Source organism: Profundibacter sp. (assembly GCF_965277155.1).
Lineage (GTDB): Bacteria > Pseudomonadota > Alphaproteobacteria > Rhodobacterales > Rhodobacteraceae > Profundibacter.
In genome coordinates, this window is the sequence record NZ_CBDIBV010000010.1 from 157527 (window position 1) to 169930 (window position 12404).

A 12404-nucleotide genomic window follows, 5' to 3' on the forward strand; every position below is an offset into this window, starting at 1 on the left:
AGCCGCAGGATTAACTCCCCGACTGCTTGCCCACTTCTTCTAGCTTGCCACAATGTATACTTTGGAGCGTTCGCAAAGTCAAGGTAAATCGCTACCACCACCGAACGGTCAGGTTAACAAAACCTTTAAATATCAAGGGACAAGCCCGCATCCATCGCCTCCCCTTCAGGGGGACCAGAGGGGGTTTTACCAAGCATGGAGAGCGGGCAAATTGCCCGCCCCGCCTAGTTATTTCCGCGCTCTGCTTCGATCTTGCGCCAACGGGCCACATTCTCGTTATGCTCTTTCAGCGTCTTGGCAAAGGCATGGCCACCGGTGCCATCCGCAACAAAGAAGATGTAATCGGTTTCGTCCGGATGCACCGCCGCCTCGATCGCCGCGCGTCCCGGGTTGGCAATCGGTCCCGGCGGCAAACCCTCGATCACATAGGTATTATAGGGTGTCTTGCGGCGCAGTTCGCTTTGACGCAAACCACGGCCCAGAACACCCTGCCCCTTGGTGATACCGTATATCACCGCAGGGTCCGTTTGCAGCTTGATCCCCTTGCGCAGCCGGTTGACGAATACGCTCGCCACCTGCGGGCGCTCCTCGGCCACGCCGGTTTCCTTTTCGATCAGAGACGCCAGCGTCAGTGCCTCTTCCTTGGTCGTGATCGGCAGATCATCATCCCGACCGGCCCAGGCCTCGTCCAGAATGGCCTGTTGTGCCGTCTGCATCCGTTCCAGCACCGATACGCGGGTATCACCAGCGCTTACCTCGTAACTGTCCGGGGCCAACATCCCTTCGAGCGGCATCTCGGCGATCTTGCCATCAAGGAAATCCGCCGCCTTCAATGCCTCGACAATCTGCCATGTCGTCACCCCTTCGGCCAGCGCGATACGAATGCGCGCATCCGCCTGCTCCCGGGCCTGTGTGTAATCGGCTGGTGTTTCCTCATCAGCGGGGACAAAGGCGACTTTGTCGAAATACTTGTTCGTCGCTGGGTCCAACTCGCGCACTTTGATCTGGGTGCGGGTCACACCGATCCGGTACACAATCTCGGTGCCACAAGTGCTGGCACCACCACGGGTCACGATATCCACAATATCGGCCATCGAGGCCCCTTCGGGCACCAGAAAACTGCCGGCCTTCAACTTGTGCGACTTGTCGGAATAATCCGCCCCCATGCGAAACAATGTGCCACTGCTGACCGCCCCGCGCTTGGCCAACTCATCCGAGACCTTGCGCATGTTGGTGCCGCTTTCCACCCGCAAACACATTGCCTGCGTCAGTGGCCCCGGTGCCTTATACCGGTTCTGCGCCAACAGGATCACCCCGCTGGCCACCACCAGAATAACCACCATCAGCGACAGAAAAGTCGAGGTAATATGCTTCCACATCAATCTGTTACCTTGCCCATAACCAGACTGGCGTTGGTGCCGCCAAAGCCGAATGAATTCGACATCACGACGTTGATTTCACGTTTGACGGCCGTCTTGGCCGCCAGATCCAGCTTTACCCCCTCGGGCGGGTTGTCCAGATTCAGCGTCGGTGGCGCAATCTGGTCCCGTAGCGCCAGAATACAGAATATCCCCTCGACCGCGCCAGCCGCACCCAGCAAATGGCCAATCGCTGATTTGGTGGACGACATGGTCGCCCCCGCTGCCGCATCACCCATCAGACGTTCAACCGCAGCCAGCTCGATCGTGTCGGCCATCGTCGATGTGCCATGCGCGTTGATGTAGTCAATATCCTCGGGCGACATACCGGCCCGCTTCAGCGCCGCTGCCATCGCCCGGTAACCGCCGTCCCCGTCCGAGGCAGGCGCGGTGATGTGATAGGCATCGCCAGACATCCCGTATCCCAGAATCTCGGCGTAAATCTTGGCGCCTCGTGCCTTGGCGTGCTCGTATTCCTCCAGCACAACCACACCGGCACCTTCGCCCATGACAAACCCGTCGCGGTCCTCGTCATAGGGGCGGCTGGCGGCCTTGGGGTCATTGCCCCGCCGTGTGGACAGTGCCTTGCAGGCATTGAAACCGGCAATGCCGATCTCGCAGATCGGGCTTTCAGTGCCGCCTGCAATCATCACATCCGCATCGTCCAGCATGATCAGCCGCGCCGCATCGCCAATCGCGTGCGCACCGGTGGAACAGGCCGTCACAACCGCATGGTTCGGCCCCTTGAACCCGTAGCGGATCGAAACCTGGCCCGAGGCCAGATTGATCAGCGCGCCGGGGATGAAAAACGGCGAAACCCTGCGTGGCCCGCGTTCCTTCAACACAATCGAGGTCTCGGCAATCGACTGCAAACCGCCAATGCCCGAGCCGATCATCACGCCGGTGCGCAGGCGGCTTTCCTCGTCCTCGGGGGTCCAGTTCGCATCCTTCACCGCCTGATCAGCCGCCGCCATGGCATAAAGGATGAAATCATCCACCTTGCGCCGGTCCTTGGCGGGCATCGTGTCATCGGGGTTGAACGTGCCGTCCGTGCCATCCCCGAAAGGGATTTCACAGGCATAATCGGTCAGCAGATGGCTGGCATCAAACCGCGTGATCGTGCCTGCACCGGACTCACCGGCCAACAGACGTTTCCAGGTTTCTTCTACCCCGCAAGCCAGCGGTGTCACCATGCCCAGACCTGTAACAACGACTCGACGCATTTATGCCCCCTCGAATTTTTTGTTCCTATTCCAAAGGTGTTTACCTTGCCTGCCCCGTATACGGCAAGCCAAACCGCACCGATGTGCGGCATTACGCCAAATTTTTCAACTCTTCCCTCTGCCTACTCCAGATCGAATAGCGGCGTCGACAGATACCGTTCTGCAAAACTGGGCAGAATAACTACGATGTTTTTGCCCATCATCTCGGGCCGCGCGGCAATTTCCAGCGCCGCCGCCAATGCCGCACCGGACGAAATACCAACCGGCACCCCTTCCTCTGCCGCCACCTTACGGGCCGTTTCAAAGGCTGCGTCGTTGCTAATCTGCAAAACCTCGTCAATCACGCCGGTATCCAGAATCCCCGGCACAAACCCCGCACCGATCCCCTGAATCTTGTGCGGTCCCGGCTCACCGCCCGACAAAACCGGACTCTCCACCGGCTCGACCGCGACAATGCGCACCTCAGGATTGCGTTCCTTCAACACACGGCCCACGCCAGTGATCGTGCCCCCTGTGCCCACGCCCGAGACAAAAACATCCACCTTGCCGCCGGTATCCTGCCAGATTTCCTCGGCTGTGGTTTTCACATGGATTGCCGGATTGGCGGGGTTTTCAAACTGCTGCGGAATGATCGCGCCGTCAATTTCGGCCGCCAGTTCCTCGGCCCGCGCAATCGCGCCCTTCATGCCCTTGGCGCCCTCGGTCAGCTCCAGCCGCGCCCCCAGCAGGGCCAGCATCTTGCGCCGCTCGACCGACATGGTTTCCGGCATGGTCAGGATCAGGTTATACCCCCGCGCCGCACAGACAAAGGCCAGCGCAATGCCGGTGTTGCCGCTTGTCGGCTCAATCAGCGTGCCGCCCGGCTTCAGCGCGCCAGACGCTTCCAGCGCATCCACCATCCCCACCCCGATCCGGTCCTTGACCGAACCAAGCGGGTTGAAGAATTCCAGCTTGGCCAGAATATCCGCCCCCACATCCGCCCCGAATTTCGAGAGCCGCACCAAAGGCGTGCCGCCCATCGTCTGGGTGATATCGTCATAAATCAAACCGCGCGGAGGTGTCGGCATGGGATGTCCTTTCAGATTCAAATTCGGGACAATCATAGGACGTTCTTCCCGAATTACACCATGGTTCCGAAACAATTAAGAACAGTTTCCCATAATTGCTGCCGAATTCGGACGATCTGCCATGTTATCGTTGCGGAACAAGAATAGGGAACCTCTAAAAATCCCCCAAAATCCGGCCTGACGGGGTAGAATCGTCATCAGGATGAAAATGATTCGACCGACGGGGTTTTGTCATGGGTCAGATGGGATTTTTTTGATCTTTCCAGCCGATACGCGGGACTGGACAAATCTGGTGATCCGCTGGTGTTGCTCAACGACATGGTGCCGTTCGAGGATTACCGGGACGAGCTGAAGGCCATATGGCGCACGCCGCCCGAACAGCGCAAATCCAACGCTGGCCGCCCGCCTTGGGATGAGGTGCTGATATTCAAGACGATGGTTTTGCAGCAGCTCTACAACCTCTCTGACGATCAGATCGAGTATCAGATCCGCGACCGCCTGTCGTTCATGCGGTTTCTCGGCCTTGGCATTGAAGACAGCGTACCTGACGCCAAGACCATCTGGGCCTACCGTGAAAGGCTGGCCGGGGCCGGGAAGATGAAGGAGCTGTTTGACAAGTTCGATGCCTTTCTGCGCGAAAAGGGCTATCTGGCGATGGGCGGGCAGATTGTTGATGCGAGCATCGTTCCGGCGCCGCGCCAGCACAACAAAAGGGACGAGAACGAGAAAATCAAGGCGGGCGAAACGCCTGAAGAGTGGGAGGAAAAACCCCACAAGAAGCGCCAGAAGGACGTGGATGCGCGCTGGACGAAGAAGCACGGCAAGAGCTATTACGGCTACAAGAACCACATCAATGTCGACCGGCGGCACAAATTCATCCGCGCTTATGATGTCACCGATGCCGCCGTGCATGACAGCTAGGCGCTTGCCGGTCTGATTGATGCGAGCAACACCTCATCGGACCTGTGGGCCGACAGCGCCTATCGCTCGCAAAAGATCGAAAGCGAGCTGGAAGAGCGGGGGCTTCACAGCCATATCCATCACAAGGGCAGGCGCGGCAAGCCGCTTGGCGAGCGCCAGCAAAAGGCCAACCGGAGGCGCTCGAAAGTGCGGGTCCGGGTCGAGCATGTATTCGCTTTTCAGGAGCGCTCCATGGGCGGCAAGCTGATCCGCTCCATCGGCCTGAAGCGGGCGCGATTTCGCATCGGGATGATGAACCTGGTCTACAACATGAAGCGCTTCGTCCAGTTCGAATGCGGCCTGGCGGCGCCGGGATAAGGGTTCATGGGGTGAGGTGTGCCTGAAATACCCAAAACCGGCTTGAAACCGGTGAAAATGGGTTTATGATCCGAAGCAATCAGGCGGGACAGGCGAAAAACCGTCCACCCCGCCGCGAAGAAGGCGAAAACGGGAATTTACAGAGGTTCCCAATAATCCCACAGGCCCGAAATCAACCTTGCAAAGCGTTCCCCTGTAAAACCTGCCACAAACGGGTCGCCACCGGCCCCACCGGTGCATCACGACGTCGCAAGGCGCATATCTCGACCTTGGCCCCCGGAAAATGCCGACCCGAGATCGGCAGCAATTCCCCGTTTGCCAATTCTTCACCAATCATGAAATCCGGCATATGTCCCCACCCCATCCCCTGCAGGATGATTTCCTTTTTGGTGTGCTGATCCCCCACTACCCATTGCCGCGCCCCTTCGATCAGAAAATGATCCTGCTTCGGGCTGTGCTGTGCAGTATCCCGGATCACACATTGCGGATAGGCTGCCATCTGTTCGGGCGAAATATCACCCGCGACAGGGAAATCCAGAAAACCCGGTGCCACCACAGGCACGATTGATACATCAAACAACGCCGCCCGCTCCAGCCCGCGTCCATTCGGCGGGGCGTAGTGGATGATGATGTCGGCCTCCCCATCCAGCAACCGTTCAATCGGCCCCGAGAGGGCCTCGAAATGCAGGTTCAGCCGGGTTTGGGGCGTTTCGCGGAAAAACCGGTTCAGCCGCTCCAGCACCGGCGCAACCGGCGCAATATCCCCGATCACCAGTGACAGCTCGCTTTCCTCGCCTTCCCGCAATTGCGAAGCCCGCTGGCTCAACCGTTCGGATTGCGCCAGTATCTCCTGCACGTCACGGTGAAAAACCTGTCCTTCCGGTGTCAGCTTTACCCGATAGCCGCTGCGGTCAAACAAAATGACCCCGACCCGCGCCTCAAGCATCTTTACCGCCGTATGAACGGTGGGGTGGGTTTTGTTCAGGGCCACCGCCGCGGCCTGAAAACTGTCATGCCGCACAACCGCATCAAAACAGCGCAACTGATGGATCGGGAAATCATACATAGTAGTTATTTCCTACACTCTTATTCTATTATTTGTAATATTTATCAACTGTCCGGGCCGCTATGTCCAGTGGGCAACTTAATTTTGAAAGGAATATGCAAATGCATGCAGTTGTCATCACCGAATTCGGCGAGAGGTGGTCCCACTTTTTTGACCAGTCAGCAGCCAGTTTAAGATGGATCAGGGTTTCATTTAGGCTGCCAAACTCATTGGTTTTGTTTTTCTGTCATAGGCTTCATCCGGGGTCAATATTCCGTGGGTGGAATGCGGGCGCTCGGTGTTGTAGTAAGCCAACCATTTCCCGATCCCGGCGCGGGTCTGCGAACCCGTTTCAAATGCGTTGAGGTAAATGCATTCGTATTTCAAGGATCGCCAAAGCCGCTCGATCATCCGGTTATCGACCCAGCGACCTTTGCCATCCATCGAGATTTTCACGTCGGCTTCTTTCAGCGCCTGCGTCCATTCAAACCCGGTGAACTGGCTGCCCTGGTCGCTGTTCATGATATCGGGCTTGCCGTATTTGGCCATAGCCTCTTTCAGGGCTTCAACGCAAAAATCTGCCTCCATGCTGTTTGACAATCTCCAGCTCAAAACCTTGCGGCTGTGCCAGTCCATGATCGCGACCAAATAGAGGAACCCGCGCTGCATCGGAATGTAGGTGATATCTACGCACCACACATGGTTTGGACGATCAATCGTCAGGTCTCGCAGCAGATACGGGTAGATCTTATGCTGCGGATGTTTCTTGCTCGTGTTGGGCGTCTGGTAGATCGGAACCAACCGCATCAGCCGCATCAAACGGCGGACCCTGTGGCGACCACACTTGTAACCTTGGCGCTGCATGTGCCGGGCCATTTGCCGTGATCCATACCACGGCGTCTGCAAGAATTGCTTGTCGATTATTGTCATGAACCGCAAATTTTCAGCACTTTCGCCTTTTGGCTGGTAATACAGGTTCGAGCGCGCCAGAGAAAGTAGCCCGCATTGTCGTCGCACACTCAGATCATGCTCACGGCTCACCATTTTTTGCCTCGCTTCCCGAGCAACTGTTGCGAGGCGTTGGCTAAAAAATCCCGTTCCACGACCAGCTGACCAATCTTGGAGTGCAGCTTCTCAATCTGGGCTTCATCAACCCGATCAGGATCACGGCCCCGTCTGGAAAATGCCGTGGCCATGTTTTCAATCGCTGCTCGTTTCCATGTGCCAATCTGGGTTGGATGCACACCATACTTCTTCGACAGCTCCGCCATCGTCATTTCCTCGCGGATTGCTTCAAGCGCAACGCGGGCTTTGAATTCGGGAGAATGGTTCTTTCGTTTCGTCATTTTGAATCGTCTTTCTCATAAGTCGATCCACCTTAACAACTGGTCCGAATTTCCGCGACCACCTCTGCGGCCCCGAAGTGCTGAAATACAAAACCGTACCCGACCCCACCCCGGAGGAAGGCCAAGTGTTGATCAATATCAAAGCCATTGGCCTGAACCGCGCCGAAACCTATTTCCGCGAAGGCGCCTGGGGCGAGGATGTGGCCCGGATCAGCGGTATAGAATGCGTCGGCACGGTCAAATCCGATCCCTCTGGGCGGTTTGCCCCCGGCACCAAAGTTATCGCCATGATGGGCGGCATGGGGCGCAACATCAACGGCAGCTATGCGGAAATGGTCAGCGTGCCCACGGAAAGTGTCGTCGTGGTGCAATCCGAGCTGTCATGGGAAGATCTGGCCGCCATTCCCGAAACCTATGCAACCGCCTGGGCCTGCCTGACCCGAAATCTGGATCTGCAGGCCGGCCAGACCCTGCTGGTCCGCGGTGCCACATCTGCATTGGGCCGGGCGGCAATGAATCTGGCCGTCGATATGGGCGCCAACGTGATCGGCACCACTCGCAACCCCGACAATTTCGGCGTCATCTCGGATCATGGCGCAACACCGATGCAGGATAGCCCGAACTTGTCGGAACAGATCCTGAAGGATCACGGCCCAATGGACGGAGTGCTGGAAATTACCGGCAATTCAACCCTTGTCGATTCCCTGGCGATGATCCGCAATGACGGCCACCTGTGCCTTGCCGGTTTTCTGGGGGGCACGGCGCCGCTGAAGGACTTCGACCCGCTGATGCATATGCCCAGCGGCGTACAGTTCAGCTTTTTCGGCAGCGCCTTTGTCTTTGGCACACCGGCCTTCCCGCTGGATCAGATCCCGTTCCAGTCTTTCATTCAGGCTGTTGAACAGGGCAAATACAACGCCCGCCCGTCACAGGTGTTTGCCCTGAAAGACATGGCCAGCGCCCATGCGCTGATGGACGCAAACGGCGCAGACGGAAAGCTGGTTGTCACCCCGTCCTGATACGCAAAGAAAAACGGCGCCCCTAAGAAGGAGCGCCGTTTCGATCATTTCCTGATACGCCGAAAGCTTAGGAAGCTTTGGTGATGAACGACACAGCGTCGCCGAATGTCTGAATGGTTTCCGCAGCGTCATCCGGAATTTCAATGCCGAATTCTTCTTCAAAAGCCATAACCAGTTCAACCGTGTCCAGGCTGTCAGCGCCCAGATCATCGATGAACGATGCTTTTTCTGCTACTTTGTCTTCTTCCACACCCAAGTGCTCGACAACAATCTTTTTAACGCGATCTGCGATGTCGCTCATGGTATTTCCTCTTACGTTTAGGGGTCGTCGCCCGTTTTGTTTGTCCAAGGTGCCGTGTGGCCCCCCAAACCCCGCGAATGCGGGTATTCCGGACAGCGCAACATGCGCCCCCGATGAATTCTGCGCCGCCTATAGCACATCACGCCCCTAAGGCAAATGATTTGTGCATTCCGGTCACCACCGCTACATGGGCAGCCACTACGATATTACAACCCTTATGCAAACGATACGGTCCCGTATAAAATCGTTTTCAAGGTGCTTCGGCAATCGCCGCTGAATAGGTTGTCGGCCTCAGAACCTTGTCATCAATATTCCCGACAATCGGCATTTCTTTCGTATTCCGTTTGATTTCGACCCATTCCTCATCTGCCATAAAAGCCGCCCAGCCCGCTTTCATCTCGACTTCATCCCGCCATGCCAGAAGATACACAAAAGCAAGGTTATCCTCTTCTCCGGTTTCCCACATCGCCTGTATGCGAAACCCGTGACGGCGCATGATCCTAGCTGCGTGATCCCGGAAACGGGCGTGAAAAGCCGCCCGCGTTTTCGGGTAAATCTGATAGGTTCGCAACTGGTTGATCATGGAATCCCTCACGGTAAATCAGGGATTATACCATAGTCATCCCGCCATTCACATGCAGCGTGGCTCCGGTGACGTAACCGGCCTCCTCGCTTGCCAGATACAGCACCGCCGCCGCAATCTCATCGGGCGTGCCCATCCGGCCCGCCGGTATCTGCTTGTTGATAACGTCTTTTTGGTCGTCATTCAGCGCATCCGTCATCGGCGTAGCTATGAACCCCGGCGCAACCGCGTTTACAGTGATGCCACGGCTGGCAACCTCTTGGGCAATGCTTTTGCCCATCGCGATCATACCGGCCTTGGCGGCTGTGTAATTGGCCTGCCCCGGATTGCCCGTGGTGGCGACGATGCTGGATATATTGATGATCCGCCCCCAGCGCGCCTTCATCATCGGGCGCATCACTCCGCGGCACAGACGCATGGTGCTGGTCAGGTTGATATTGATCACCGCATCCCAGTCCTCGTCCTTCATCCGCATGAACAGATTATCGCGGGTGATCCCGGCGTTGTTGACCAGTATATCCAAGCCCCCCATCGCCTCGATCGCCTGCTTGGGCAGCGCCTCGACCGCCTCGGCATCCGACAGGTTGCACGGCAGCACATGCGCCCGTTCGCCCAGTTCAGCCGCCAGTGTTTCAAGCGGCTCTACCCGCGTGCCCGACAGCGCCACCGTTGCACCGGCCCCGTGCAGCGCCTTGGCAATCGCGCCACCGATACCGCCAGATGCGCCGGTTACCAGCGCCGTTTTACCTTCAAGATTAAACATTTAAACCTCACTCTTCATCTGTTGAGCAGCCTTCGCCACATCCTCGGGCGCGCCCACAGCAGCCGTCGCTACCGATTTATCAATCCGCCGGATCATGCCGCACAGGGCCTTGCCTGCGCCAATTTCCCAAATTTCGCTGACACCTTTGCCGGCCATATAGGCCACCGATTCACGCCAGCGCACCGATCCGGTTACCTGCTCAACCAGCAGCGCGCGGATCACATCAGGGTCTGTCACCGCCTCGGCCCGCACATTGGCGACCAGCGGCACCGCAGGCGCGTTGATCGTCACATCGGCCAGCGCCTGCGCCATCACATCCGCCGCAGGCTGCATCAAGGCGCAATGGAAGGGTGCCGATACCGGCAACATCACCGCCCGCCGCGCGCCGCGTGCCTTGGCGATCTCGCAGGCACGTTCCACCGCCGCCTTGTGGCCCGAAACCACAACCTGCCCCGGATCATTGTCATTGGCCGCCTGACAGATCTCGCCTTGCGCCGCCTCGGCCGCTACCTCTTGCACCGCGGCAAAATCCAGCCCCAGCAGCGCCGCCATCGCGCCTATGCCCACCGGTACCGCCTCTTGCATCGCCTTGCCGCGAATACGCAGCAGCCGCGCTGTATCGGCAACCGAAATCGCCGCCGCCGCCGCCAATGCTGAATATTCGCCCAGACTATGCCCCGCCACAAAGGCTGCATCACTCACCGTAACCCCCTCGGCCTCAAGGGCGCGCAACGCCGCCAGCGATGTCGCCATCAAGGCCGGTTGCGCATTCGCCGTCAGGGTCAGTTCATCCTGCTCGCCTTCCCAGACCAGCGCCGACAGCTTTTCCCCCAAAGCCTCGTCCACCTCGTCAAACACGGCCTGCGCCGCCGGATAGGCCTCGGCCAGTGCGCGCGCCATACCAATGGTCTGCGCCCCCTGCCCCGGAAATACAAATGCTCGGCTCATCGGCCACTCCCTATATTGTCGTTCATCCCGCGTTTCCCAGCAAATACCCTGCCCGAAACAAATTCGCAATCACTCCCCATTATCGTTCCATAAATATCCCCGCCGGAGGCATGAAATCTCTTCTTTGCGCGCCTTCCAGTCGCAGGAACGCACAGAATTTGTGCCCTCACGCCGAATTTATCCCGCATCCGTCGCCTGATATGCCACCCTGACCGACAACACAGGAGAGCAAACATTGACCCAAAGCTACAGCCCCGTCACCAAAACCCTGCACTGGCTCACCGCCCTGCTGATCCTCTCGGCCTTCCCGCTGGGGCTGCTTGCCAACAACGCCCCCTTTGCAACCAGTGACGAAATCGCCACCAAAGCGCTGCTGTTCTCGCTGCACAAAACCATCGGGGTTACCGCTTTCTTCACGGCCCTGATCCGCATCCTCTGGGCCCTGACCCAAACACCGCCCGCCGACCTGTATCCCGACCGCAGGCTGGAAACATTCGCCGCGCATCTGGTCCACTGGCTGCTTTATATCTCGATGTTGCTGGTGCCGCTAACCGGCTGGATCAACCACGCCGCCAGCACCGGTTTTGCGCCGATCTGGGGACCATTCGGTCAATCCCTGCCGCTGGTGCCCAAATCCGAAACCGTTTCGGCGCTGTTTTCCGCCGGCCACTGGGTTTTCACCAAAATCCTGCTGGTGACTGTCGCCTTGCATATCGCCGGTGCCCTGAAACACGTCTTTATTGATCGCGACGACACCCTGCGCCGGATGCTACCGGGGAAAATCGCCGCCACACCGGCCACCAACCGCAGCCGCGCGCCGATGCTGGCCGCCGCTGCTATCTACAGCGCCGCCATCGCCCTTGGCATCTGGCTTGGTCAGCCAACCGCCCAAGCCGACACAAAGCAGCTGGCAAGTGTAAACAGCGACTGGAGCGTCACCGATGGCACCCTTGGCCTGACAGTCACACAATTCGGCAGCGATGTTTCGGGCAATTTCACCGACTGGACCGCGCAAATCAGTTTTGATCCCGCCACCGGCATCGGCAACACAGACGTTACCGTCAACATCGCCAGCCTGTCGCTTGGCTCGGTCAGCGCGCAGGCGCTTGGCCCTGACTTTTTTGACGCCGCCAACCACCCAACGGCCCATTTCTCTGCCACCATTGCCCCGCAAGGCGATCATTTCACCGCCACCGGCACACTGACCGTCAAAGGCAAGGAACAGCCCCTGACACTGCCCTTCACACTGGACATCACGGATGGCACAGCCACAATGCAGGGCGAAGCCACTCTGAACCGGCTGGATTTTGGCATCGGGGAAGCCCTGCCTGATGAAACCACCCTGAAATTTCCCGTTGCAATAGAGATTTCCCTGACAGCCACCCGATAACCCATAGCAAAAGGCCGCCCCGT

At 58.1% G+C, this 12404-nt stretch carries 11 protein-coding genes and 1 pseudogene; 3 read left to right on the top strand and 9 right to left on the bottom strand.

All coding sequences use genetic code 11. The annotated features are described in order from the left end of the window. Positions 1-224: 224 nt before the first annotated feature. From mltG to cysK, 3 genes are all read right to left on the bottom strand, one after another. Positions 225-1379: an endolytic transglycosylase MltG gene (mltG, locus tag ACQY4M_RS08670; RefSeq protein WP_428543204.1), complete on the bottom strand. Its 1155-nt coding sequence runs from the start codon at positions 1377-1379 to the stop codon at positions 225-227. Beyond that, a complete protein-coding gene (gene fabF, locus ACQY4M_RS08675) occupies positions 1379-2641 on the bottom strand; it encodes a beta-ketoacyl-ACP synthase II (protein ID WP_428543206.1) in 1263 nt (420 codons plus the stop codon). Before fabF ends, mltG begins: the two co-directional genes overlap by 1 nt. A gap of 122 nt (positions 2642-2763) precedes the next feature. Beyond that, a complete protein-coding gene (gene cysK / locus ACQY4M_RS08680) occupies positions 2764-3708 on the bottom strand; it encodes a cysteine synthase A (RefSeq protein WP_428543208.1) in 945 nt (314 codons plus the stop codon). Between the two features lie 228 nt (positions 3709-3936). On the opposite strand from cysK, the pseudogene ACQY4M_RS08685 reads away from it, so the two are divergent. Further along, positions 3937-4986 (top strand): annotated as a pseudogene (locus tag ACQY4M_RS08685) (IS5 family transposase). Between the two features lie 172 nt (positions 4987-5158). Here the strand turns inward: ACQY4M_RS08685 and ACQY4M_RS08690 are convergent. Together ACQY4M_RS08690 and ACQY4M_RS08695 are read right to left on the bottom strand one after the other, a co-directional pair. Next, a complete protein-coding gene (locus tag ACQY4M_RS08690) occupies positions 5159-6052 on the bottom strand; it encodes a LysR family transcriptional regulator (RefSeq protein WP_428543210.1) in 894 nt (297 codons plus the stop codon). Positions 6053-6244: 192 nt separating this feature from the next. Then, positions 6245-7377, bottom strand: a protein-coding gene (locus ACQY4M_RS08695) for an IS3 family transposase (protein ID WP_428539245.1) whose coding sequence is annotated in 2 segments (ribosomal slippage) — positions 6245-7125 and positions 7125-7377 — 1134 coding nt in all. Because the reading frame shifts where the segments join, the coding sequence is not laid out codon by codon here. Between the two features lie 77 nt (positions 7378-7454). On the opposite strand from ACQY4M_RS08695, the gene ACQY4M_RS08700 reads away from it, so the two are divergent. Then, a complete protein-coding gene (locus ACQY4M_RS08700; RefSeq protein WP_428543212.1) occupies positions 7455-8396 on the top strand; it encodes a zinc-binding dehydrogenase in 942 nt (313 codons plus the stop codon). A 67-nt stretch (positions 8397-8463) separates the two neighbouring features. On the opposite strand, the gene ACQY4M_RS08705 is transcribed toward ACQY4M_RS08700, so the two are convergent. The 4 genes from ACQY4M_RS08705 to fabD form a co-directional block, all read right to left on the bottom strand. Continuing rightward, on the bottom strand, positions 8464-8697 hold the full coding sequence (locus ACQY4M_RS08705; RefSeq protein WP_118942245.1) for an acyl carrier protein: 234 nt from the start codon (positions 8695-8697) through the stop codon (positions 8464-8466). Between the two features lie 250 nt (positions 8698-8947). Next, positions 8948-9280 (bottom strand): NIPSNAP family protein, encoded by a 333-nt coding sequence (locus tag ACQY4M_RS08710; protein ID WP_428543214.1) that lies wholly within the window; start codon positions 9278-9280, stop codon positions 8948-8950. A 25-nt stretch (positions 9281-9305) separates the two neighbouring features. After that, positions 9306-10043, bottom strand: a complete 738-nt coding sequence (gene fabG, locus ACQY4M_RS08715) for a 3-oxoacyl-ACP reductase FabG (RefSeq protein WP_428543216.1) — start codon at positions 10041-10043, stop codon at positions 9306-9308. After that, positions 10044-10991 (bottom strand): ACP S-malonyltransferase, encoded by a 948-nt coding sequence (fabD, locus tag ACQY4M_RS08720; protein WP_428543218.1) that lies wholly within the window; start codon positions 10989-10991, stop codon positions 10044-10046. It abuts the gene before it with no gap. 235 nt (positions 10992-11226) lie between these two features. On the opposite strand from fabD, the gene ACQY4M_RS08725 reads away from it, so the two are divergent. Next, on the top strand, positions 11227-12381 hold the full coding sequence (locus ACQY4M_RS08725; RefSeq protein WP_428543220.1) for a cytochrome b/b6 domain-containing protein: 1155 nt from the start codon (positions 11227-11229) through the stop codon (positions 12379-12381). The last annotated feature ends 23 nt before the right edge of the window (positions 12382-12404 follow it).